Raw genomic sequence first — 23,315 nt, 5'->3', positions numbered from 1 at the left:
CTACCGCCCGGCGCCGTCGGCGGGCGTCACGTTTCCGGCCCCCTTGTCAGTGACCGGGCTGGTCTCGCCCACGGCCTCCTGCGCGGTCGGCGAACGCTTGCCGGTGGCCGGCACCCCGAAGTTGATGATCTTCCCGTCGGGCAGCCGGATCTGGGCCACGCTGTCCGCCTTGACCAGCCCGAGCCGGCGGGCCGCGGCGTCCAGGTTGCCGATGCTGGACGCCTCGACCACCTGGTTCTCCAGGTCCTGCCGCTGGTTCTCGAGCGCGGTGTTCTGCTTCTGCATGTCGCTGATGCGGAACGAGTTCTCGTTGGTCTTCGTGTTGATCAGCAGGATGCCGAGCACCCCGACGACCACCACGCCGATGACCGACGCCACGAACGGCGCCCGCGGTCCACCGTGGATCGGCGGCGGCGGAGCCACCCGCAGACGCGGGGCGGCGGCCGGGTCGGTCACCTTCAGCGGCTCGGCCGAGAGGTCGATCTGCAGGGCGGCCGCCCCGTCGACCGGAGCCTCCACCCGGCGGCCCCGGCCCCGCACCGGCTCGGGCTTGCGCGCCGAGAGGCGAGCGCCCTCGGCGATGCGGCCCTTGGCCCGGACGCCCTCGGTATCCCTCGCCTTGGCCCGGACGCCTTCGGTGTCGCGAGCTTGAGCGCGGCTGCGGACCGCCTCGGTGTCGCGGGCCTTACCGCGTACGGAATCGGAACCGCGCGCAGCGGAACGCGCCTGACGCGCCTCGCCCCGCTCGCGGCCCGCGTCGCTCCGCGTCCCTGACCGGCGCGTGTCGGACCGGCGTGGAGCGCCGTCCTCATCCGCACCGGCGAAGCGCCGCGCCCCCCGGCCGGCGTTTCCCGGAGCGTCCGCATCGCGGCTGGTGCCCGTCGTGTCGCGGCGTCCGGTGCTCCGGCGCTGCGGATCCGCGGCCCGGCCCCCCGGCCGCGGCGCCTGGGTGCGCTCGCTCATGCTTGTCCCTCCCCCTCTTCCCGTGCCCCCGGGCGTAACCGCCCTTGTCCCCCGTGCGTTGTAGACAGTCGGGGCCGTTCGCGGGCGGCCCCGGTCGTGCCGTCGTGCCGATCGAGGCGCTCGACCGCGCGCAGCTTCACCGAAGCCGCTCGCGGGTTGTCCGCGACCTCTTGCTCAGTGGGCGGCTCCGACCCCTTTGTCAGCAGCCGCAGTGTCGGACCCGTCCCGGGCAGTTCGACCGGCAGGTCGACCGGCCCGGTGCTGCGCGTCCTCGCGGTGAGGGCGCGCTTGACGATCCTGTCCTCCAACGATTGGTAGCTCATCACCACAAGGCGCCCTTTCGGGGCCAGTGCGTCCAAAGCGGCTGGAACGGCCGCCTCGAGCGTGGCGAGTTCGCCATTTACCTCAATACGTAGCGCCTGAAACGTTCTTTTCGCGGGATTTCCACCCGTTCGTCGCGCGGCGGCCGGGATCGACGCCTTGACCAGCTCGGACAGCCGGGCCGTGGACGTGATCCGATCCTTCTGCCGCTCGCGCACGATCGTCGAGACGATCCGCGTCGCGAACTTCTCCTCGCCGTACTGGCGCAGGATGCGCACCAGCTCGCCCGGCTCGTAGTCGTTGACGACCTGCTCGGCCGTGAAGCCGGAAGTCTGGTCCATCCGCATGTCGAGCGAGGCGTCCTGCGCGTACGCGAAACCCCTGTCCGCCTCGTCCAGCTGCAACGAGGAGACGCCCAGATCGAACAGTCCGCTGTGGAACACGGCCAGGTCGAGCTCGTCGAGCACCCGCGGCAGCTCGTCGTAGACCGCGTGCTCCAGATGCGTACGGCCGGCGAATTTGGCCAGGCGATGACGGGAATGAGCCAGGGCTTCCGTGTCCCTGTCCAGCCCGACCAGCACCACCTCGGGGAACCGTTCGAGCACGGCCTCGGCGTGACCGCCCAGGCCCAGCGTGAAATCGACGTGCACGGCGCCCGGCCGCTGCAGGGCTGGGGTCAGCAGCTCGAGGCAACGCTCGAGCAGCACCGGCACGTGCGTGCCGCGAAGCTCCCCCATGTCGACCCCCACTCGCTGTCACGCGCGCCCCGCCCGGCACCGACCTGCCGGTTGTCTCGCCACACCGCCGCGTTCCTCACCGTTCCGCGGCGTTACCCGGACGACCGTCCGTACCGCCAGATCCCCATCCGCTCGTAGCCCCGTGCTCGCCCGTTGCCATCGGACTCACGCCGGGCCGGACACGCGCCTGGCGCCGGGGAAGAGGCGCCAGGAGCGGGAGCGGCTGGAGATCTCGCAGTACGGAAGAGGTGACGTCCGGGTCTTCGCGGCCCGGCCGAGTGCCACACCTACAGCCCGCCCGGCAGCACCCCCTCCTCGATGTCGGCGAACTCGTCCTCGCTCGCCGCGAGGTAGTCCTCCCACGACTGCTTGTCCCAGATCTCGACCCGGGTGCTGGCCCCGATCACCACGAGCTCACGGTCGAGACCCGCATAGCCGCGCAGGTGCGCCGGGATGGTGACCCGGCCCTGCTTGTCAGGGATCTCGTCGTGCGCGCTGGCGAAGAAGACCCGGCCGTAGGCCCGGGCCGCCTTGTTGGTGACCGGCGCCTCACGCAGCTGGCCGGCGATGCGCTGGAACTCCGGCATCGGGAACACGTACAAGCAGCGTTCCTGCCCCTTGGTGATCACGACACCTCCCGCCAGTTCATCTCGGAACTTCGCCGGAAGGATCAGCCGCCCCTTGTCATCGAGGCGCGGGGTGTGCGTGCCGAGGAACATCGGCGCCACCCCTCTGCCCCCGGGCGGTTCGCGGTCCGCCTGTCAACTCGGGTCGGCAGGTCGCTCAGGTGAGGTTCGCCATCGGCCCTGCCACTGCGCTCCACTCTACTCCACTTCCCTCCACTCGCAAGCGGAATGAGCGGGGTCGCGAAGGTTGCTCGCACGCGAAATCCCAGCTCAGCGAGGTGGGGGCGAAGTGGAGGGCCAAGCATGATCATCCCCGTCCGGTTTCCGACATCCTCTAGCTCGCGGTGTCAAGAACCGGCACGAACACGCCCGAAACGCCCAGACAACAAACCTGTCAACCCCCGCCGGGGAGGAAAGTGGAGGGGTTGGGGGCGCCTGGAAACAGCAGAGCGCGCACCGCCGAGGGGCGATGCGCGCTCTGCACGACAGAGGGGCGCGACCGAACCGGTCGCGCCCCGCTGAGTCCTGGCCCTGCTGCCTCTTAGGTGAGGCGGCGGACCACGTAGTTGCTGCCGATCATCTTGCGCTTGGAGACGCGGGCGCCCGTGTGCGGGGAGTCGTACATGTAACCGCTGCCGGCGTAGATGCCGGCGTGGTAGCCGTACGAGCCGTTCCGGAAGATGATCAGGTCGCCGATCTGCTTGTTGCCCTTCGAGACCGACTTGCCGTACTTCTGCTGCGAGTTCGCCTTGTGCGGCAGGCTCTTACCGATGGTCTTCTTGTAGACGTACATCGTGTAGCCCGAGCAGTCGAAGCGGGTGGGGCCGGCCGCGCCGAACTTGTACAGCGAACCGACGTGCTTCTTCGCCTCGTTGATGATCTTGTTGCCGTTGGGCACGACGCTCACGTACGTCTTGCCGCCGGCCAGCGAGGTGAACTTCGACGAGCCGGCGTAGACGGCACGCAGGTAGCCGCTGGCGCCGGGCTTGAACGACAGCGCCGCGGTGCCGCTGCTGCCCAGCTTCTTCGACGTCTGGTTGACCCACTTGCCCTTGCGGAACGCCTGCAGGCGGACCAGGCCGGACGTGACGACCTTGCCGTTGGCCGGGTTGATGTACTTGGCGGTCACCTTGATGCTGGCGCCGGCCTTCACCTTGCGGGTGGAGTACGTGGTCTTGACGACCGGCCTCACCTTGGCCGAGGCAGCCGCCGCCGTGATGGGGGTGGCGGTGGCCGCGCTGGCGGGCGAGCTGGCGATCAGCTGGCCGGCGCAGAGGCAGAGACCCAGAGACAGTGCGATGGTGCCGGCGCCGCGCACGCGGCGGCCCCGGCTCGAACTGTGTTCGTGCACGGTAGAGATATCCCTCCGGCACGCCTGCGAGGTTAGCTGTCGGGTTCGGGCGGGAAGGCTGCCCGGCCGCCTCTCGGCGACTTCACCCCAAGGCCTTCTCCGTGATCGCCACCGGAGCGGGTGGCGCGGAGCGGACCACAAATGGGTCCCCCGTCCCTGCCCCCGTTTGCCTGTGTTGGTGGTGCGTGGTGCTCGGGTGGTCGCGTCGACCGGCCCGGGGCAGGGCTCGGCGTGAACCAGGTCGTCGCGAGTCGGGCAGCGGGCGCTGCCGGCCAGACCTTGCTACCCGAAATTCTCGAAGGTTGCAGTATCCGATGTGGTGACACAGCGTGATTGGCACATGAGACCCTGTCCGATTTGTTACCAGGACGAAAGAATTGCCATGACGATTCGTAATGGGGGAACTACGGGGCGTCTAACGTTACGGGTGAATCAGAACACATAATTCTTCGCCACCATTCGGGTGACGGCACCCCGATATTCACTCTTCCGCCGTTTAAACCTCTGTCACCGGCCGAAATAGATTCCGTCTGACGGTTGATCTCAATGCCTTCCCGGCGGTGTCCGTCCACCATGCTGAAACCGGACTCACGGCAACTCGACGTAACCTCCCGTTCCGGTACCCTCGTCGCCGTGACGGACGGGAAAATGCCCCTGCGGGCCAAGGTCGCGACCTCCGTGTCGAAGACCGCGGCCGCGCTCTCCAGGGCCGCGGGACGCGGCGACGGCTCGGTCATCGGCGGCTGGATCGGCCTCAAGATCGACCCTGAGCTGCTGACCCACCTGGCCGCCGGCCGGGCGATCGCGCTCGTCTCCGGCACCAACGGCAAGACCACCACCACCCGGCTGGCCGCGGCCGGGCTCGGCGTGCTCGGCCCGGTGGCCACCAACTCGTTCGGCGCCAACATGCCCACCGGGCACACCTCGGCCCTGGCCAAGGCGGGGGCCACGCCGTTCGCCGTGCTCGAGGTCGACGAGCACTACCTGGCCCGGGTGATCGACGAGACCAACCCGCGCGTGGTGGCGCTGCTCAACCTCTCGCGCGACCAGCTCGACCGGGCCAAAGAGGTCGCGATGATGGCCCAGATGTGGCGCACCGCGCTGGCCGGGCACCCCGACGTGGCCGTGGTGGCCAACGCCGACGACCCGATGGTGGTCTGGGCCGCCCAGGGCGCCTCGCACATCACCTGGTTCAGCGCGGGCCAGCGCTGGCTCGACGACTCCTTTGTCTGCCCCGAGAGCGGCCACCCGATCGAGCGGGCCAACGGCGACTGGTGGTGCGCCGGCTGCCCGCTGCGCCGCCCCACCGCCCAGTGGCGGGTCGAGGACGACGGCGTGGTCGACCCCCGGGGCGACTGGCACCTGGTCAAGCTGCAGCTGCCGGGCACGGTCAACATCGGCAACGCGGCCACCGCGCTGGCCGTGGCGGCCGAGTTCGGGGTCCGCCCGATCGAGGCGCTCCCCCGGCTGTCGACGGTGGCCTCGATCGCCGGGCGCTACGCCCAGGTCGACCGGGACGGCCGCAACATCCGGCTGCTGCTGGCCAAGAACCCGGCCAGCTGGCTCGAGGCGTTCGACATGGCCGAGCAGTCCCCCACCCTGCTCTCCATCAACGCGCGTGACCCCGACGGCTTCGACACGTCCTGGCTGTACGACGTCGACTTCTCGCCCCTGCACGACCGCCCGGTGCTGATCACCGGCGACCGGGCGTACGACCTCGCCGTACGCCTCGAGGTGAACGGAATCGCCTTCCGGCACGTGTTGAGTTTCGAGGAGGCGATCCGGTCCGTCCCGATGGGGCGCCTCGAAGTGATCGCCAACTACACGGCATTTCAGGACATCCGAGCGGAGTTGGACCGTGTCAACTGAGCTTCCCCGCGGCGGAAAACATAAGGAAAAATCATGAGTGAGGCCCTGCGGATCGTCTGGATCTATCCGGACCTTCTTTCCACGTACGGGGACCGCGGCAACCTGCTGATCCTGGGCCGCCGGGCGGCGATCCGCGGCATCCCGGTCGAGACATACTCGGTGCGCTCCGACCAGCCGATGCCCTCGACGGCCGACATCTACCTGATCGGCGGCGGCGAGGACGGCCCGCAGGCCCTGGCCGCCCAGCGGCTGATCAACGACGGCGGCCTGCACCGCGCGGTCAACCAGGGCGCGGCCGTGCTGGCCATCTGCGCGGGTTACCAGTTGTTCGGTCACTCGTTCTTCGCCAAGGGCGCCAAATGCCCCGGGCTGGGCCTGCTCGACCTGCACTCCGACCGGGGCGAGACCCGCGCCGTCGGCGAGATCCGGGGCGACATCGACCCCCGGCTGGGGCTGCCCCCGCTGAGCGGTTTCGAAAATCACGGCGGCCGCACCCACCTGGGCCCGGACGTCGCTCCGCTGGCCCGGGTGACGGCCGGCATTGGCAATGACGGCCAGACCGAGGGAGCATGGCACGGGAAGATTCTGGGGACGTACTCCCACGGGCCCGCACTCGCTCGCAACCCAGCTATAGCCGATCTGCTACTGCGTTGGGCGATCGGCGCGGATAGTCTTTCCCCGGTCGACGACACCTGGGCCGACCGGCTGCGAGCCGAGCGTCTCGCTGCCGCCGGCGCCTGAAACCTGACCCGACGAGCCATTGGGCGGTACTACTGCATGACTGACATCCTGATCGCCCCGCGGGGCGCCAACCTCGCGGCCCCTCAGGTTCCTCAGCCTTCGCAGCAGGCTCTCCAGCTTTCCGAGCCGGCGCCGACCGCCGCCGGTATGGGATGGAAGCGCCGTTTCATCCGGTTCGGCATCCTCGGCGTGGTCGTCGCGGCCGTGGCCGTGGCGGCGGCGGTTCTACCGCTGCAGGACATCGCCGACCAGTTCGCCCGCCTGGGCCCGGCCGCCGCGGTGGTCATGGCCGTGGTCGGCGGCTTGCTGTTGTCGGTCCTGGTTCCCCGTACGGCCATCACGCTGGCCTGCGGCGCCGTGCTCGGTGCGGCGACGGGTGCCGCCACCGCGCTGGCCGCCGCCGTGATCGCGGCGGCCGCCACGTACTACGCGGGCCGCTGGGTCGGCCGGGGCGCCCTCTCGGCCCGTACGGGCGGCAAGCTCGAGCGTCTGGACGGCTGGCTCAACCGTCGCGGGCTGTCGGCCGTGCTGCTGGTCCGGTTCCTGCCGCTGGCCCCGTTCGGCCTGGTCGGCTACGCCTACGGCACCACCAGCGTGTGCCGCAAGCGCTACCTGCTGGGCACCACGCTGGCGTCCATCCCGTCGGCCGTCTCGTACGCCGTGATCGGCGCCGCGGTGGTCCGCCCGGGCGAGATGAGCCCGCTCTCGCTGGCTCCCGCCCTGATCGGCTTCACCCTCACCACCAGCATCATCATCTGGTGGAAGCGCTCCGCCAAGAAGGCCGCCGCAGCCGCCGCCTGACCGACTGAAAAGGAAACCCGCCGGCACGGATGCCGGCGGGTTTTCGCTTTCCCGGACGAAACGTCAGACGACGACGCTGACCAGGCGGCCGGCCACGACGATGACCTTCTTCGGGGTGCGGCCGGCGACCACGTCGTCCACCGCGGCCAGGGCCGCCTCGCGCACCTCGTCCTCGGTTGCGGTCGGCGACACCTCGACCCGCGCCTTGACCTTGCCGTTCACCTGCACCGGGTAGGTGATCGACTCGGCCTTCAGCTGCTCGGGGTCGGCCACCGGGAACGCCGAGTAGGCCAGCGTGCCGGAGTGACCCAGCTTGCCCCACAGCTCCTCGGCCAGGTGCGGCGCGAACGGCGACAGCATCAGCACCAGCGGCTCCACGGCCTCGCGGGAGACCGCGGGCAGCGGGGTCAGCGTGTTCGTCAGCTCGATCAGCTTGGCGATGGCCGTGTTGAAGCGCAGTTCGTCCAGGTCCTCGCGGACGCCGGCGATGGTGCGGTGCAGGTGCTTGCGGACGGCCGGCTCCAGCGGCTCGTCACCCACGCGTACGGCGCCGGTCTCCTCGTCGATCACCAGGCGCCACACGCGCTGCAGGAAGCGCTGCGAGCCCACGACCGCGCGGGTCTCCCAGGGACGGGAGACGTCCAGCGGGCCCATCGCCATCTCGTACACCCGGAACGTGTCGGCGCCGTACTGCTCGCACATCTCGTCGGGGGTGACGACGTTCTTCAGCGACTTGCCCATCTTGCCGTATTCACGGAAGACCTCTTCCGTGTTGCGGATGTAGTACCGGCCGCCCAGCTCCTCGACCTCTTCGGCCGGCACGATGACGCCGCGCGCGTCACGGTAGGCGTAGGCCTGGATGTAGCCCTGGTTGAACAGCTTGCGGAACGGCTCGAACGACGAGACGTGGCCCAGGTCGTACAGCACCTTGTGCCAGAACCGGGCGTACAGCAGGTGCAGCACGGCGTGCTCGACGCCGCCGACGTACAGGTCGACGCCGCCGCAGTCGCCGTCGCGCTGCGGGCCCATCCAGTAGGCCTCGTTGTCCGGGTCGACCAGGGCCTTGTCGTTGTGCGGGTCCAGGTAGCGCAGCTCGTACCAGCAGGAGCCGGCCCACTGCGGCATGGTGTTGGTCTCGCGGGTGTACGTCTTCAGCCCGTCGCCCAGGTCCAGTTCGACGTTGACCCAGTCCTTCTTGCGCGACAGCGGGGTCTCGGGCTCGCTGTCGGCGTCCTCCGGGTCGAAGGTACGGGGTGAGAAGTCGTCCACGTCGGGCAGCACGACCGGCAGCATCGACTCCGGCAGGGCGACGGGCAGGCCGGTCTCGTCGTAGACGATCGGGAAGGGCTCGCCCCAGTAGCGCTGCCGGCTGAACAGCCAGTCGCGCAGGCGGAACGTGGTGGCGCCCCGGCCGTGGCCGTGCTGCTCCAGCCAGGCGATCATCTCGGCCTTGGCCTCGACGACGCCCTTGCCGTCCAGCCAGTCGCTGTTGATCGCCACGCCCTCGCCGGTGTACGCGCCCTCGAAATCGGCGGGTGCCTGCACCGTACGGATGATGGGCAGCTCGAACACCTCGGCGAACGCCCAGTCACGCTCGTCCTGCCCCGGCACGGCCATGATCGCGCCGGTGCCGTAGCCGGCCAGCACGTAGTCGGCGATGAAGACCGGGATGCTCGCCCCGTTGACCGGGTTGGTGGCGTAGGCGCCGGTGAAGACGCCCGTCTTCTCCTTGCCCTCGGTGCGCTGCTCGTCGGTCTTGGCCGCGGCCTCCGCCCGGTACGCGGTGATCGCCGCCGCCGGAGAGTCGGCGCCGCCGGTCCACTTGGCGTTGGTGTCAGCGGGCCACGACGCCGGCGCGATCTTGTCGACCAGCTCGTGCTCGGGGGCCAGCACCATGTAGGTCGCGCCGAACAGGGTGTCGGGCCGGGTGGTGAAGACGGTGATCGTCTCGTCGCCGACCGGGAAGTCGACGTGGGCGCCCCGCGAGCGGCCGATCCAGTTGCGCTGCATCATCTTGACCGGCTCGGGCCAGTCCAGCGTGTCCAGGTCCTCCACCAGGCGGTCGCCGAACGCGGTGATCCGCATCATCCACTGCTTCAGGCTGCGCTGGAAGACCGGGTAGTTGCCGCGCTCGCTGCGTCCGTCCGGCGTGACCTCCTCGTTGGCCAGCACGGTGCCCAGGCCGGGGCACCAGTTGACCGGGGCCTCGCTGACGTAGGCCAGGCGGTGGTCGTCGATCAGCTTGCGGCGCTCGACCGGGGACAGCTCGGCCCACGGGCGGCCCGGCGCGATGCGGGAGCCTTCCTCGTACGCCGCGATCAGGCTGTCGATCGGGCGGGCCTTACGCACGGCCGGGTCGTACCAGCTGTTGAAGACCTGCAGGAAGATCCACTGCGTCCACCGGTAGTAGTCCGGGTCGGTGGTGGCGAAGGTGCGCCGGTCGTCGTAGGCCAGGCCCAGGCGGCGCAGCTGGTTCTTGTAGCGCTCGACGTTGGCCGCCGTGGTGACCGCCGGGTGGGTGCCGGTCTGCACCGCGTACTGCTCGGCGGGCAGGCCGAACGCGTCGAAGCCCATCGGGTGCAGCACGTTGAAGCCGGCCATCCGCTTGTAGCGGGTGTAGCTGTCGGTGCCGATGTAGCCGAGCGGGTGACCCACGTGCAGGCCCGCACCCGACGGGTACGGGAACATGTCCTGGACGTGCAGCTTGGGCGCGCCGTGCCGGGGGTGGGCCGGGTCGGCCAGCTCACCGGCCGGGTTGGGCGCCTGGAAAGTGCCGTTCTCGGCCCAGTAGGCCTGCCAGCGCGGCTCGATCTCGTTGGCCAGCGCGGCGGTGTAACGGAACTTCGGGGTCTCTGACTCGCTCATGGTCTCGACATCCGTCTTCTCGTCTGGAGGTGGCTGGGCTTTCTTGGGGCATGAAAAAACCCCTCACGCAGGAGGGGTCGCCGTGCTGTACGCCTTAACGGCGAATGCAGCACGGCCGGCTAAGAAGCAGGAAACGCCGAGCCATGGATTGCATGATACCGGTCGCCGCCCGGGAGCGGCGACCGGTATCTGAGCGAGGTCTTACGCCGCCGGTCCGTAGACCGCCAGCTCGGTGCTGTCCTGGAACACGCAGCCGCTGACCGTCGGCGGCTGGCCGGCCGGGCAGAGGCCCGCGTCCTGACCCTGCGTGGTCAGCATCGTGTAGCGGACGAACTGGATGCCGTCGCCCGTGCCCGCGGCCAGCGCGACCGGGGTGGGCGTGACGGTGCCGGCCGGGAAGACGCCGCTCGCGGCGACCGCCCAGGTCGTGCCGTCGACCGAGGTCTCGACGCGGTAGCCACCGGTCGAGGCGGTCTCGTCGTCACCACAGGTGGCCGACGGGTTGATGATCAGCTCGGACACGTCGACCGCACCCGAGAGCCGGATCACGGCGTTGACACCCTCCGGCGCCACGTCCGAGCCCCAGCCCGAGATCTGCGACTGGTCGATCAACTGCGCCGGGCCACAGCCGTACGGCGTGTAGTCGGGCCCGGTGAAGCTGACGATCCCGGCGCCGCCCGAGGAGGCCGCCCAGTCCTTGCGGACCGACCAGTTCTCGGTCTTGGTGCCGGAGTTGATCGACAGCGTCTTCACGACGATGTCGTAGCCGGCGCCACGCGCGAACACCTTGGCGTACGTGCCCGGGATGATCCCCGAGATCGAGTACGAGCCGTCGGCGCCCGTGGTGGCCCGGTAGTCACCGGCGAAGCCGGAGGCGTGCCCGCCGAAGGCGACGGTCAGACCGGCCACGGCGGCGCCGGTGTCCGAGTCGGTGGCCTTGCCCTTGAGGGTGCCCCGCGGGGTGTTGGCCGACGGCGGCGTCGAGAAGTCCTCGACCGGCTGCGCGTCGTCGCCGTCGATCGAGGCGGCGAAGTAGCCCATGCCCCGCTTGGCGAAGACCTTCCAGAGCGCCTTGGCGTTCTTGCCGTTATTGACGACCCGGTCGGCCGCGAGGATCGAGTTGCGCATGTCCAGGAAGGACGGGTTGGCCGGCGAGAGTTCCATGCCGCGGGTGATCAGCGACTGGGCGGTGTTGCTGCCGACCGCCGTGCGCAGGTCCCACAGCGTCTGGGCCCAGATCTCACCGTCGGCGTGCACCTCGGGGCCGCCGCCGTAGACCTTGCCGTAGTCGCCGTACGTGTAGCCGCCGGGACCCGCGGTCGGGCTGCCCGGGCAGGCCGTCGACGTCGAGCCGACCGGGCAGTCCAGACCCTCGCTGCGGATCGTGCTGCCCGCGGTCCAGTACTTGCCGACCAGCACCTCGCCCGGCTTGGCGGTGTCCTTCTCGAGGCCCTTGGCCACCAGGTAGTCCCAGCCCAGGAAGTCGCCCCAGGCCTCGCCCATGGCGCCGCCCTGCTGGTTGCTCAGCGTCGAGTTGCCGGCCGCGTCGACCACCAGGCGGTTCGACAGGCCGTGCGAGTACTCGTGGAACACCACGTCGGCCTCGTCGCCGGTGTTGGCGGCGACCGACTGCGGGCCCGGGGTCAGCAGGTACATCTGCATGACGGGCGGGATGCCGTCGGGCGGGGTGTTCATGTTGGCGTTGTCGACGTGGGCCGGGTCAGGCAGGCCGTCGGCGGTGTTCGCGCCGTCCATGGCCTGGCCCTGCACGGCGTCGCCGTCGCGGGCCTCGAAGTTGCCGGCGGCCCGGGTGAAGCCGATCGGCGCGGCCTTCAGGTGGTCGTGGAAGGTGCCCAGGAACGTGAACAGCTGCACCGCGTTCTGCTTGCGGTTGGTCTGCCACGAGTTGGGCGTCTCCGGGTCCCACGAGCAGGGGTACGCGTCGGAGCAGAGGCCACCGACCTCGTCGTTGAAGTCGACGAAGGGGTAGTTCCACTTGCGCAGGCCCGACGGACCGACCTCTTCGGACGCGTCGGGCAGGTCGTTGTCGTTCACGTCGGAGTACACGTGGGCGACGTTGCCGCTGAGCGTGCGCGCGTTGTCCGGCAGCCAGCCCTTGGCGGTCAGGTCGACCGGCTGCTGCTGCCCGCCCTTGGCGGCGCCCGGGTAGTTCTTCCACACGCTCGCCGAGTCGTTGGCGATCGTGCTCTTGCGGTACAGCACCTCGCCCGACGCGGCGTCGATGACGTGCACGTAGCCCTCGTCGACGACGATCGTCTGCCAGGCCAGGCGCGGGCCGGACGCGGTCTGGAACCAGACCTTCCGGACGTTGCCGTTGTCGCTGAAGACGGTCTTGGCGCCCTCGGTCCTGGTGACCTTGGCAGCCGACGTGCCGAAGACGTCCTTGACCGCGGCGGCGCGGGCGGCCGAGGCGGTCAGCTTGGCGGCGCCGGCGCTCGACGGCACCGACTTGAGCGGCGCGCCGTCGACCTGCACCAGGCGGCCGTCCTTGGTGACGTGCGCCTTCAGGCCGTTGCCGAACACCGGCACGCCCTCGGCCACCTGGACCCAGCTGAGGTGGTGGGTGCCCTCGATGTCGACGTAGTCCTGGCGCAGCTCGAGGCTGGCCAGGGCGGCCGCGTCGAGGCCGAAGACCTCGGGGTGGGCCTTGATGTAGTCGAGCGCGATCTTGGTCGGCTTCTGCTTGCTCGGGCCGGTGAGGAAGCCGTCGAGCTTCGCCACCCGGCGCGGGGTGCCGGACGCCTTGTCGATGTCGACGATGCCCTGGACACCGAGGGAGTCGCGCAGGGTGTTCACCGCGGCCGCGGACGGCGCCGGGACGGCCTTGCGGCTCAGGGTGGCGGTCGGCGCGGCGTCCGCGGCGGCGGCCAGATTCTGGCGGGAGTCGTAGTCGGCCCGCCGGTCCGACTTGCTGTCGGTCGCCCCGGAGATGGCCCCGGGAAGCGGTGCGGCCTGCGCCTGTGCGGGCAGTAGCGCCGCGAGCAGGACGACGCCGGCGGCTGCCGCCCCCATCCGCCGGGTTGCGGACGGTACGGATAACGGTCTCAATTCAGCCCCTCTCGACCGGGCCCCAGTTGTGAGACCCGTCGATGGCTGACTCTGGTTGCTGATCGGCAAATATAACTAGAGCGATGTCTGATTCTTTACCTATCCGATATACCTGTCCGGTTGACGGGTGTCGAATCAGCCCGGCGGCCGACCTCGGCGAGTTGCTGTGATCGGGCTAACCTGTGGTGACGGGGCGGCTCGCTCAGCCTTTTCGGTGATCTTTCGCCCCCGCGCCCCAGGATGGGCGCGCACACATACCTGGAGGAGGCCCGTGACAACCCCGACCTGGGACGAGCCCGGTGGACCGATGCCGAGCGAGGACTTCCGCGCCGCCACTTCGGCCATCATGACCAACATCGAACAGGTCATCGAGGGCAAGGGCGCGACCGTCCGGCTCGCGCTGGCGGTTCTGCTGGCCGAGGGCCACCTGCTCATCGAGGACGTGCCCGGCGTGGGCAAGACCAAGCTGGCCAAGGCGCTGGCCCGGTCCATCGACTGCTCCGTGCGCCGCATCCAGTTCACCCCCGACCTGCTCCCCAGCGACGTCACCGGCGTCAGCGTCTACAACCAGGAGCAGCGCGACTTCGAGTTCAAGCCGGGCGCGGTCTTCGCCAACCTGGTGGTCGGCGACGAGATCAACCGGGCGTCGCCCAAGACCCAGTCCGCCCTCCTCGAGTGCATGGAGGAGAGGCAGGTCACCGTCGACGGCACCACGTACGAGCTGCAGGCGCCGTTCATGGTGATCGCGACGCAGAACCCGATCGAGATGGAGGGCACGTACCCGCTGCCCGAGGCTCAGCGCGACCGGTTCACCGCCCGCATCGCCATGGGCTACCCCGACCCGCGCGCCGAGCTGGCGATGCTGAGCGGGCACGGCGCGCACGACCCGCTGAGCGACCTGCGGGCCGTCGCCGACGCCGCGATGGTGCGCCGCCTGATCGCCACGGTCCGCGACGTGCACGCCGCCGACGCCGTCCAGCAGTACGCGATCGCCCTGGTCACCGCGACCCGTGAGGCGCCCGAGATCCGTCTCGGCGCGTCCCCCCGGTCCACCCTGCAGCTGCTGCGCACGGCCAAGGCGGTGGCGGCGCTCGAGGGCCGCGACTACGTCCTGCCGGACGACCTGCAGGCGCTGGCCGTGCCGGTGCTCGCGCACCGCATCATCCCGACCGCCGACGCCCAGCTCAACCGGCGTACGACGGACGCGATCGTGGCCGAGATCGTGCACCGCCTGCCGTTGCCGCACGACCGCAACCGCTCGCCGTACGACACCCGCAACGGCGGCGGCGCGCCCACCAACCAGTACGAGCCTCGGGGGCGCTGAGCATGCGGGAGGCCCTGCGCGGCCTGACCACGCGCGGCCGGTCGTTCCTGGCGGCGGCCGCCGCGGCGGGCATCTCGGCGATCATCCTGGGCGAACGCGACCTGCTGCGGGTGGCGATCCTGCTGGCCGCGCTGCCGTTGCTCGCCGCCGCGTACGTGGGCCGCAGTCGTTACAAGCTGGCCTGCACCCGCTCGCTCGACCCCGGCCGGGCCCCGGTCGGCTCGAGCGCGCGGGTGATCCTGCGCCTGCAGAACATGTCCCGCCTGCCCACCGGCACCCTGCTGCTGGAGGACCGGCTGCCGTACGCGCTGGGCAGCCGGCCCCGCGTGGTGCTGGAAAGGCTCGGCGCCCACCAGGCCAGCAGCGTGGCCTACACGGTGCGGGCCGACGTGCGCGGCCGCTACCCGATCGGCCCGCTGGTGATCCGGCTGACCGACCCGTTCGGCCTGTGCGAGCTGACCCGCTCGTTCCCCAGCGTCGACCGGCTCACCGTGATCCCCCAGGTGGTCACGCTGCCGGCCGTCCGGCTGGCCGGCGAGTACGCGGGCACCGGCGACAGCCGTGCCCGGTCGGTGGCCGTGCACGGCGAGGACGACGCCGCCACCCGCGAGTACCGGCGCGGCGACGACCTGCGCCGGGTGCACTGGCGGTCCACCGCCCGCACGGGCGAGCTGATGGTCCGCCGCGAGGAGCAGCCCTGGGAGAGCCGGGCCACCGTGGTGCTCGACACCCGGGTCTACGCCCACCGCGGCGAGGGCCCGACGGCCAGCTTCGAGTGGGCCGTCTCGGCCGCCGCCAGCATCTCGATGCACCTGCGGGCGGCCGGTTACAAGCTGCGGATGGTCACCGGCTCCGGCGTCGACATCGACGCCGCCGAGACGACCGGCGAGGGCGTCATCCTGGACACCCTGGCCGACGTGAAGCTGGCCCAGAACGGCGACATCTCGGTGCTGGTCGAACAGGTCCGCCGCCGCTCCGACGGCGGCCTGGTGATCGGCATCTTCGGCGCGCTGACCGTGCCCGAGGCCGAGCTGCTGGCTCAGCTGCGGGGCAACGGCGCCACCTGCATCGGCTTCGCCATCGACAGCTCGACCTGGGTCAACCTGAGCCCGGGCGAGCGGCAGGAATCCGACCGGGAGCATTCCGCGGCGGCCCTCGCCCTGGTGCACAGCGGCTGGCGTTCGGTGCCGGTCGTGCACGGGTCGACGCTGCCCGCGCTGTGGCCCGCGGCGGCGCGGGGCTCGAGCGGCTTCGCGTGGCGCGCGGCCATGGCCGAGACTGTGAGTGGAGTGAACCGATGAGCGGCCGGCGCCGTCTCGGGCTCGTCGCGGCGGGGGCCACCCTGCTCGCGGCCGCGCCCATCTCGTCGATCTTCGACAGCTACACCTGGCTGATGCAGTGCCTGCTCACCGTGGGCCTGATCGCCGGGGCCGCGGTCGGGGCCCGCACGCTGCGGTTCCCGGCCTGGGCCCAGGCGCTCAGCATGATCGTGGTGCTGCTGCTGACGCTGACCTGGCTCTTCCCCAGCGGCGAAGAGTTCCTGATCCCCACGCCGTCCACGTTCGGCCACTTCGCCGACCTGTTCACCCAGGCCGGGCAGGACACCCGCTCGTACGGCGTGCCCGTGCCCGACCGCGACGGCCTGCTGTTCGTCACGGTGCTCGGGATCGGGTCGGTGGCCATCGCGGTCGACCTGCTGACCGTCGTGGCGCGCAAGCCGGCCCTGGCCGGCCTGCCCATGCTGGCGATCTACTCGGTGCCGGTCGCCGTCTACGTCGACAGCGTGCCCGTGCTGCCGTTCATCGTCGGCGCCATCGGCTTCCTGTGGCTGCTGGTCAGCGACAACATCGACCGGGTGCGCCGGTTCGGCCGCCGGTTCACCGGCGACGGCCGCGACGTCGACGTGTGGGAGCCCTCGCCGCTGGCCGCGGCCGGGCGCCGCCTGGGCGTCATCGGCGTGGTCGCGGCCGTGCTGCTGCCGCTGCTGGTGCCCACGATCAGCGGCGGGCTGCTTTCACAGCTCACCCAGAGCGGCTCGGGTGTCGGCGTCGGCCCGGGCAACGGCACCGGCGGGCGGATCAACCTGTTCGCCTCGCTCAGCGGCCAGCTCAGCCAGGCCGACGAGGTCGACCTGGTGCGGCTCAAGACCGACGAGAGCACCCCCTACTACCTGCGCTTCGGCGTGGCCGACCAGCTGACCACCAACGGCTTCGGCAGCACCAACCCGAGCGGCGAGAACATCGCGCAGGGCCTGCCCGACCCGCGCACGTCGACCGCGGGTGGCGCGTTCGCCGAGCACCGGGCCGAGGTGCAGATCAGCGACAAGCTGGCCCAGGGCATGCTGCCGGTCTACCAGAACACGATCGGGCTCGACGGGCTCGAGAACGGCTGGTTCTTCGACGACAACCAGCAGGTCGTCTACTCCAACCGGCGGTCGACCAAGGACGTGGCCTTCAGCTTCGACTACGTGCGGGCCCGGTACACCCCCCAGATGCTGCGCCAGGCCGAGCGGCTGAACCCCGACGACCCGATCGTCAAGCGCAACACCAGCCACCCCGACGACCCCACCGTGTCGGCGCTGGTCACCCGGCTTACCGCGGGCAAGCAGAGCGACTACGACAAGGTGCGGGCGCTCTACGACCACTTCTCGACCAAGAACGGCTTCACCTACCGGCTGTCGACGCAGCCGATCGCCAACAGCTCCGAGATCGCGTCGTTCCTGCAGACCAAGGTCGGCTACTGCCAGCAGTACGCGGCCGCGCTGGCCTGGATGGCCCGCGACGCCGGCATCCCGGCCCGGGTGGCGTTCGGCTTCACCCGGGGCGAGAAGGACGGCGACAGCTACGTCATCACCAACCGCAACGCCCACGCCTGGACCGAGATCTACCTGAAGGGCTTCGGCTGGATCCCGTTCGACGCCACCCCGGCGGCGAACGTGGCCGGCGCGGCCCGCTCCGACTACGCCCCCGACGTCGACCTGCCGGAGCCGACCTCGACGGCTTCCGAGGGCGCGGCGGCCGTGCCGGACGCCGACCCGTCGGCGGCCGCGGGCGGCGTCGAGCGGCCCGACCGCCCGGACTTCAGCGACCAGAGCACGGCCGGTTCGGCCGATTCGGGGACGGGTGTCCTGTCCGGCACGGCCTTCCTGATCATCGGCCTGATCGCCCTGCTGCTCGTCCTGCTGCTGGTGCCGGCCCTGCGCCGGGTCCTGCTGCGGCGGCACCGGCACGCGGTCACCGCCCCGAAGGCGCCCAAGGTGCGGTCGCTGGACGGGCCGGGCGACATCGTGGTGACGGCCGAGACCGTGAAGGCAAGGGCCGACGCGCACGCCGCGTGGGACGAGCTGATGGACACCATGGTCGACTTCCGGATCCCGATCGACCCGAGCGAGACGCCGCGGGTCACCGCCCAGCGGCTGATCACCGACGCGGTGCTGCTCGAGGAGCCGGCCACGGCGGCGACGCTGCTCGGCACGGCTGAGGAAAAGGCCCGCTACGCCCGCAAGCCGCTCGAGGGCGGCGAGCTCACCGTGGCCCTGACCCGGGTGCGCAAGGGCCTGGCCCGGTCGGCCAACCGGCGTACGCGGCTGGCGGCGGTTCTGATGCCGCCGTCGGTGCTGATGCGCTGGCGGCTCGGTCTGGCCGAGGCTTCGGCCCGGCTGGTCACCGTGAGCGGCCGCCTGCGGGACGTTCTGGCCAAGGCCAGCCCGCGCCGGTTGCTGCCGCACCGCGGTCGCTGAGCCGCGGGCTTTCCGATGCCGTCCCCTCCGTGTGAGGGGGCGGCATCGTCGCTTTGCGCTCAGAACTCGCGGACGTCCTCGACCATGCGGCGGGAGGCGGCGAGCACCTGGTAGGCGCGGTCGATCACGGCGTCCCGCCGGGTCACCGACCGGACTGTGCGCTGCGCCGTGGCGCCGTCCCCGCCCCGGCGGTAGCCGCACAGGGCGGTGAAGGTGCCGGTGTCGATCAGGATCTGCGCCGTCGCCGGGCCGGGGTTCAGCAGGCGCAGGGTACGGCCCTGGGCCCGCGCGTCCTCCTCGCAGTTGACCAGGGCGTTCACGACGGAGGCGTCGATGAAGGTGACCTGCGAGACGTCCAGCATGACCGTGCGGTGCCCGTCGGCGAAGCTCGCCTCGACGACGCTGATCAGCTCGTTGCGGTTGTCGCGGTCGAAGGCGCCGCGCGCGGACAGCATCGCGTCACCGTGCTCGGACGAGGCGCGGGTGATGGCGCGCGGTGCCGGCGTTCCCCTGGCGTCCATGCTCTCCCCTGACGGTGAGCTGGCCTGCTTCCACCGTTCATCGTGACCCGGATGGGCCGAAAGGACTAGCGGAGACGCCAATTTGGCACGCGGAAAAGCCCGATGGCGGCCTGCGGCCGCCATCGAAGAGCTTGTGCAGGTGCCGCGGCTGGGGGTGGTGCCTTGGTCAGCCGCGGGCCTGATGTTCGGTCAGCGGTGACCCTCGGGCCGCTGACGCCAGCGGTCCTCCAGCCGGTCGAGGAAGCCGGACTTGCGGGTCTGGCGGGTGCGGCGGGTGGCCGTGCCCCCCACTGCCTGCAGGTCGGGCGCCGAGCCCTTGCGGCGCGACTGCATGGCGAACGCGGCGGCGCCCAGCATGACGACGAAGCCCGCGACGCCCAGCGGCGTGGTCCGGCTGACCGTGCCGTAGACGACCAGTGCCAGGCCGAGAACGATGACGAACGCGGCGACGAGGAGCCGGCGTCGCGCGTGAAAACGCGGGTCGCTGGCCCGCACAGCCGAGGCGAACTTGGGGTCCTCGGCAAGCGACCGCTCGATCTGATCGAACAGCCGCTGCTCGTGCTCCGAGAGCGGCACGGCATTCCTCCCCGGGCGCAGATCCAACCCCCCAGGCGGGGTCGGGGTGACACTAAGGTAAGTGGCGCGGGACAGCCGTTGGCTGCCTTACCGAGCAAGTCTACGAGGGGCTTGGCGGGTCGGAAAGCGGGACGACCGCCGAGTGCGGGTGATTTTCGGTTCTGCGTGGGTCGCTTCGTCCCAAAAGACTGGCCGGACCGAGGCCGGCGGGACCGAAACGGGCGATGACGGCGTCGCGCGCGGCCTCCGCCTCGCGCCAGCCACGCTCGGGCTCACCCAGGCTGAGCTGCCGCGATGTGGTGGCAGCGGGGGTCAGGCCCTCGACCCGGACCCCGACCAGGCGAATATGTTCGCGGGCGCCGAGCGCGGTGAACAGCGCCCAGGAAATCTCAAAAATCTCACGGGACATATCGGTGCTCGTGTGCACCGTGCGGGACCGGTTGACCGTCCGGAAGTCGGCCAGACGCACCTTGATCGCCACCGTGCGGCCGACGACACCGGCCCCGCGCAGCCGGGCGCCGACCTTGTCGGCCAGGGCCAGCAGGCTCTTGCGGATCACCGCGGGGTCGGCCACGTCGGTGTCGTAGGTCATCTCGGCGCCGATGGATTTCTCTTCCCGCTCGGGGCTGACCCCGCGCGGGTCGCGACCCCAGGAGAGTTCGTGCAGGTGGGCGGCGGCCGCCTCGCCCAGGGCGCCGCGCAGCATGCCGACCGGGGCGTGCGCGATCTCGCCGACCGTGGTGAGGCCGAGGCGGCGCAGCGTCTCGGCCGCGCGTTCGCCGACGCCCCACAGCGCGTCGACCGGCAGCGGATGCAGGAACTCGAGCACCAGGCCGGCCGGGACGACGATCAGCCCGTCGGGCTTGGCCCGGGTGGAGCCGAGCTTGGCCACGAACTTGGTCGGGGCGACGCCGACCGAGCAGGTGAGCTGCTGCTCGTCGCGCATGCGGCGGCGGATCAGGTGGGCGATCTCGGTCGGGGCGCCGAGCAGGCGGCGGGCGCCGGACACGTCGAGGAACGCCTCGTCGGACGAGAGCGGCTCGACCAGCGGTGTGACGTCGCGGAAGATCGCCATGACGGCCCGGGAGGCCTCGCCGATGGCAGGCCCGTCGACCGGCAGGAAGATGCCGCGGGGGCACAGGGCCCGGGCCCGGGCGGTGGGCATGGCGCTGCGCACGCCGAACCGGCGGGCCTCGTAGCTGGCCGAGCTGACCACCCCGCGCGGCCCGACGCCGCCGACGATCACCGGCCGGCCGCGCAGCTCCGGCCGGGCCCGGACGGCCACCGAGGCGAAGAACGCGTCCATGTCGACGTGCAGGATGTCGCAGCCCGCGTCGTCGGCGCCCGGGCCGAAGCGCGGGTCGCGCCCCTTGGGCAGTGCCTGGCTGCGTCCCACGTCAGGAGGCTAGCCCGGCCCCCTGACAAAAACGGATCAGCGCGCGAGCAGCAGGGGGATCTCCATCTCGGCCGCGGTGACCGAGGCGTGGTACGCGATCAGGCGCCCGACCGTTGGCGGCTCCCAGCCGCCGGCCAGGGCGATCGTGCGGCCCTGGCAGATCACGGCGACGTCGCCGATGCGGTCCCGGTGATCGGCCGGCACCGGCCCGAACCACCCACCGTCGATCGCCTCGTCCCGGGACAGCACCCAGGCCGCGTCGCCGAAGACGCCCCGCCAGGCCGCGAGCACGTCGTCGAGCGCGCCCGGCGCGGCGTACAGGTAGCGGACCCGGGGCTCGCCGGCGACCGCCACCACCCCGTCTTGCAGATCCGGAATGTCGGCCATGTCGAAACGTGCGTCAGACGGCACATTGAGCTGGCCGTGGTCGGCCACGACCAGCAGCGCCGACCGCTGGGGCAGGCCGTGCACGAGCCGGTCGAGCAGCGCCTCGACGTCGCGGGCCGCCTGCCGCCAGCGGGGCGAGTCGACGCCGTCGCCGTGGCCGTAGTGGTCGAGGTCGGCGTAGTACCCATAGACCAGGGCCGGGCCGGAGGCGGCGGCCAGTGCGGTCAGCATGTGATCGGCCAGCGCGTCACTGGCCGGCGCGTACGAGGCCCCGCGATAGGCCGAGACCGTGAGCCCGCTGCCCTCGAACTCGGGCAGGCTGACCACGGTCACCTCGACCCCGGCCGCCGCCACCAGCTCGAACCGGGTCGGCACGGGCTGCCACTGCGCCGGGTCGGGGTCGTGCTTCCACTGGATGTGGTTGAGGATCCGCCCGTCGGGCCGCTTGGTGGTGAAGCCGAGGACGCCGTGCGCGCCCGGCGGCGCCCCCGTGCCCAGGGTGACCAGGCTGACCGGGGTGGTCGAGGGGAAGCCGGCGGTCAACGTGCGCGAGCGCCCGGCCAGATCGGCCAGGACCGGGGCGTACGGGGAAATGAGGGGAATCTGATGCGCGCCGAGCCCGTCGACCAGCAGCACGGCGATCCGCTCGATCCCGTCGAGCTCGGCCCGCAGCCCCAAGGCGTCGTGCGCGCCAGGAACGCCCAGCACCGCTGAAACGCTGGGCAGCACGTCGGCCAGGCTGCCCGACCCGTACGCGGGCCGCACCGGCTCGAACGCCGACGGCGGCAGATGGTCGGCCGGCACGACCAGCGGCGCGGCGGTCACGCGGATCGCCCGGCGTCGGACGGCGCGGCGGTCACGGCTTGCGGGCGAACAGGTGCAGTTGGGAGGCGATGTCGCGGAACGGCGGGCGCGACGACAGCTCGAGTTCGAGGTCGAGCAGCGCCTGCGGATCCTCCTCGACCACCGCCGCCGGCAGCAGGTCGGCCAGGACCCGTACGCCATGGGTCTGCTCGATCGTCAGACCGGCCGTCTCGAGCAGGGCGGTCGCGCTGCCGGCGTCGTAGCGCCGGCGCAGCGTGTCCTTCACCCCGGCCCGGCCCTGCGGATCGGCCGCCACTGCGCCGGCCGCCCGCAGATGCCCGTTGATGGCCCGGCCCAGGATGGCCGCCGCCCGCCCCGCCACCAGCACACTGACCGCCCCGCCGGACCGCAGCGCCCCGGCCATCGCCGCGACCACCCCGGCCGGGTCGTCGACGACCTCAAGCACGGCGTGGCAGAGGATCAGGTCGACGCTGCCCGGAGCGACCAGGCCGGCCAGCGCGTCGCCGTCGCCCTGCACAGCCCGCACCCGGTCGGCCACCCCGGCGTCGGCCGCACGACGGGTCAGCGCGGCCAGCGCGTCGGGGCTGGCGTCGACGACGGTGACGGCGTGCCCCGCCTCGGCCAGCGGGACGGCGAAGCCGCCGGTGCCGCCGCCGACGTCGAGGACGGTCAGCTCACGGCCGGCGTGCCGGTCGAGCTCACGGCGCAGCACCGCCCAGACGGCGGCGGTGCGGGCGGAGACGAGCGGGCGCGCAGTCTTTTCCACACGGGCAGAGTAACGGCAGGCGGGTGCGGCTCTCAGAACCGGAACAGGTCGCCGGTGGCGCGGCGCATGTCGCACGTGTTGCCGAAGCGGTGCGTCCAGCTGACCTGACGGCCCTGCCAGGTGCCGGTCATGGTGGCGGTGACCGGCTGGTAGAGCAGGACGCAGAGCGTCGAGGCGCGCTTGATCCGGCTCGGGTCGGCGTCGACCCGCTCCAGGGTGGCGCAGGCCTGGACGGCGCGCGGGTGGCCGCCGCCGGGCGGGTCGCAGGTGAGCTTGACCGCCATGGCGAAGCCGGCCTGGGCCTGGTAGCTGAGCGTGATCTGGTTGTCGGCCGGGCGCGGCGGGGCGCCGTACGGCGGCGGATCGGGCACGGGCCCGATCAGAGCTGCGGCGAGCAGAAGCGGGAGCATGCCACTAAAGGTACAAAATCGGGCGAAA

At 71.3% G+C, this 23,315-nt stretch carries 18 protein-coding genes and 1 riboswitch; of the genes, 6 read left to right on the top strand and 12 right to left on the bottom strand.

Features of this window, described 5'->3' with window-relative positions; all coding sequences use genetic code 11:
- The 4 genes from ftsL to OWR29_RS11770 all read right to left on the bottom strand — a co-directional run bounded on the left by ftsL (position 1) and on the right by OWR29_RS11770 (position 3,998).
- The gene (ftsL, locus tag OWR29_RS11785; protein ID WP_267562732.1) at positions 1 to 963 is read right to left on the bottom strand and encodes a cell division protein FtsL; all 963 of its coding nucleotides are present in this window, start codon (positions 961 to 963) and stop codon (positions 1 to 3) included.
- Complete coding sequence (rsmH, locus tag OWR29_RS11780; protein ID WP_267562731.1) at positions 960 to 2,033, bottom strand: 16S rRNA (cytosine(1402)-N(4))-methyltransferase RsmH; 1,074 nt, start codon at positions 2,031 to 2,033, stop codon at positions 960 to 962. Before rsmH ends, ftsL begins: the two co-directional genes overlap by 4 nt.
- Before the next feature lie 275 nt (positions 2,034 to 2,308).
- Entirely contained in the window at positions 2,309 to 2,740 is a 432-nt protein-coding gene (gene mraZ / locus OWR29_RS11775) for a division/cell wall cluster transcriptional repressor MraZ (protein ID WP_221376123.1), read from the bottom strand.
- Between the two features lie 448 nt (positions 2,741 to 3,188).
- Positions 3,189 to 3,998, bottom strand: coding sequence for a C40 family peptidase (locus OWR29_RS11770; protein ID WP_267562730.1), 810 nt, complete (start codon positions 3,996 to 3,998; stop codon positions 3,189 to 3,191).
- Positions 3,999 to 4,004: 6 nt separating this feature from the next.
- Positions 4,005 to 4,189: riboswitch (cyclic di-AMP (ydaO/yuaA leader) on the bottom strand.
- Positions 4,190 to 4,646: 457 nt separating this feature from the next.
- On the opposite strand from OWR29_RS11770, the gene OWR29_RS11765 reads away from it, so the two are divergent.
- From OWR29_RS11765 to OWR29_RS11755, 3 genes are read left to right on the top strand one after another with little or no spacing between them, the layout of a single operon-like run.
- On the top strand, positions 4,647 to 5,867 hold the full coding sequence (locus tag OWR29_RS11765) for a Mur ligase family protein (protein ID WP_267563250.1): 1,221 nt from the start codon (positions 4,647 to 4,649) through the stop codon (positions 5,865 to 5,867).
- Between the two features lie 30 nt (positions 5,868 to 5,897).
- On the top strand, positions 5,898 to 6,608 hold the full coding sequence (locus OWR29_RS11760; RefSeq protein WP_267563249.1) for a type 1 glutamine amidotransferase: 711 nt from the start codon (positions 5,898 to 5,900) through the stop codon (positions 6,606 to 6,608).
- Between the two features lie 36 nt (positions 6,609 to 6,644).
- Entirely contained in the window at positions 6,645 to 7,409 is a 765-nt protein-coding gene (locus OWR29_RS11755) for a TVP38/TMEM64 family protein (RefSeq protein WP_267562729.1), read from the top strand.
- Between the two features lie 63 nt (positions 7,410 to 7,472).
- Here OWR29_RS11755 and leuS read toward each other — a convergent pair whose 3' ends face one another.
- The gene (gene leuS, locus OWR29_RS11750) at positions 7,473 to 10,274 is read right to left on the bottom strand and encodes a leucine--tRNA ligase (RefSeq protein ID WP_267562728.1); all 2,802 of its coding nucleotides are present in this window, start codon (positions 10,272 to 10,274) and stop codon (positions 7,473 to 7,475) included.
- 201 nt (positions 10,275 to 10,475) lie between these two features.
- Positions 10,476 to 13,307 (bottom strand): M36 family metallopeptidase, encoded by a 2,832-nt coding sequence (locus tag OWR29_RS11745; RefSeq protein WP_267562727.1) that lies wholly within the window; start codon positions 13,305 to 13,307, stop codon positions 10,476 to 10,478.
- A gap of 307 nt (positions 13,308 to 13,614) precedes the next feature.
- On the opposite strand from OWR29_RS11745, the gene OWR29_RS11740 reads away from it, so the two are divergent.
- Genes OWR29_RS11740 through OWR29_RS11730 form a run of 3 tightly spaced genes read left to right on the top strand, consistent with a single transcriptional unit; the run spans position 13,615 to position 18,406 of the window.
- Positions 13,615 to 14,667: an AAA family ATPase gene (locus OWR29_RS11740; protein WP_267562726.1), complete on the top strand. Its 1,053-nt coding sequence runs from the start codon at positions 13,615 to 13,617 to the stop codon at positions 14,665 to 14,667.
- A 2-nt stretch (positions 14,668 to 14,669) separates the two neighbouring features.
- A complete protein-coding gene (locus OWR29_RS11735) occupies positions 14,670 to 15,968 on the top strand; it encodes a DUF58 domain-containing protein (RefSeq protein WP_267562725.1) in 1,299 nt (432 codons plus the stop codon).
- Positions 15,965 to 18,406 carry a transglutaminase TgpA family protein gene (locus OWR29_RS11730; protein WP_267562724.1) on the top strand — a complete coding sequence of 814 codons (2,442 nt, stop codon included), beginning with the start codon at positions 15,965 to 15,967 and terminating at the stop codon, positions 18,404 to 18,406. Before OWR29_RS11735 ends, OWR29_RS11730 begins: the two co-directional genes overlap by 4 nt.
- Positions 18,407 to 18,465: 59 nt before the next feature.
- Here OWR29_RS11730 and OWR29_RS11725 read toward each other — a convergent pair whose 3' ends face one another.
- The 6 genes from OWR29_RS11725 to OWR29_RS11700 all read right to left on the bottom strand — a co-directional run bounded on the left by OWR29_RS11725 (position 18,466) and on the right by OWR29_RS11700 (position 23,287).
- A complete protein-coding gene (locus OWR29_RS11725; RefSeq protein ID WP_267562723.1) occupies positions 18,466 to 18,927 on the bottom strand; it encodes an STAS domain-containing protein in 462 nt (153 codons plus the stop codon).
- Positions 18,928 to 19,116: 189 nt separating this feature from the next.
- Positions 19,117 to 19,503 carry an SCO2097 family morphological protein gene (locus OWR29_RS11720; RefSeq protein WP_221376132.1) on the bottom strand — a complete coding sequence of 129 codons (387 nt, stop codon included), beginning with the start codon at positions 19,501 to 19,503 and terminating at the stop codon, positions 19,117 to 19,119.
- Between the two features lie 100 nt (positions 19,504 to 19,603).
- A complete protein-coding gene (dinB, locus tag OWR29_RS11715) occupies positions 19,604 to 20,899 on the bottom strand; it encodes a DNA polymerase IV (RefSeq protein ID WP_267562722.1) in 1,296 nt (431 codons plus the stop codon).
- Positions 20,900 to 20,935: 36 nt separating this feature from the next.
- On the bottom strand, positions 20,936 to 22,111 hold the full coding sequence (locus OWR29_RS11710; RefSeq protein WP_267562721.1) for an alkaline phosphatase family protein: 1,176 nt from the start codon (positions 22,109 to 22,111) through the stop codon (positions 20,936 to 20,938).
- Positions 22,112 to 22,142: 31 nt separating this feature from the next.
- Positions 22,143 to 22,877, bottom strand: a complete 735-nt coding sequence (locus OWR29_RS11705; protein ID WP_267562720.1) for a methyltransferase domain-containing protein — start codon at positions 22,875 to 22,877, stop codon at positions 22,143 to 22,145.
- Between the two features lie 32 nt (positions 22,878 to 22,909).
- Positions 22,910 to 23,287: an SSI family serine proteinase inhibitor gene (locus OWR29_RS11700; RefSeq protein WP_267562719.1), complete on the bottom strand. Its 378-nt coding sequence runs from the start codon at positions 23,285 to 23,287 to the stop codon at positions 22,910 to 22,912.
- Between the last annotated feature and the right edge of the window lie 28 nt (positions 23,288 to 23,315).

The sequence above is a fragment of the Paractinoplanes pyxinae genome, assembly GCF_026626335.1.
GTDB lineage: Bacteria > Actinomycetota > Actinomycetes > Mycobacteriales > Micromonosporaceae > Actinoplanes > Actinoplanes pyxinae.
Note: the sequence above shows the minus strand (reverse complement) of the source record. Positions and strands in the feature narration are given on the sequence as shown.

Excerpts from the sequence above, each read along its gene's own strand:
- ftsL (WP_267562732.1), bottom strand. The coding sequence starts at position 963 with ATGAGCGAGCGCACCCAGGCGCCGCGGCCGGGGGGCCGGGCCGCGGAT.
- mraZ (WP_221376123.1), bottom strand. The coding sequence starts at position 2,740 with ATGTTCCTCGGCACGCACACCCCGCGCCTCGATGACAAGGGGCGGCTG.
- OWR29_RS11765 (WP_267563250.1), top strand. The coding sequence starts at position 4,647 with ATGCCCCTGCGGGCCAAGGTCGCGACCTCCGTGTCGAAGACCGCGGCC.
- OWR29_RS11755 (WP_267562729.1), top strand. The coding sequence starts at position 6,645 with ATGACTGACATCCTGATCGCCCCGCGGGGCGCCAACCTCGCGGCCCCT.
- leuS (WP_267562728.1), bottom strand. The coding sequence starts at position 10,274 with ATGAGCGAGTCAGAGACCCCGAAGTTCCGTTACACCGCCGCGCTGGCC.
- OWR29_RS11745 (WP_267562727.1), bottom strand. The coding sequence starts at position 13,307 with ATGGGGGCGGCAGCCGCCGGCGTCGTCCTGCTCGCGGCGCTACTGCCC.
- OWR29_RS11735 (WP_267562725.1), top strand. The coding sequence starts at position 14,670 with ATGCGGGAGGCCCTGCGCGGCCTGACCACGCGCGGCCGGTCGTTCCTG.
- OWR29_RS11730 (WP_267562724.1), top strand. The coding sequence starts at position 15,965 with ATGAGCGGCCGGCGCCGTCTCGGGCTCGTCGCGGCGGGGGCCACCCTG.
- OWR29_RS11725 (WP_267562723.1), bottom strand. The coding sequence starts at position 18,927 with ATGGACGCCAGGGGAACGCCGGCACCGCGCGCCATCACCCGCGCCTCG.
- OWR29_RS11700 (WP_267562719.1), bottom strand. The coding sequence starts at position 23,287 with ATGCTCCCGCTTCTGCTCGCCGCAGCTCTGATCGGGCCCGTGCCCGAT.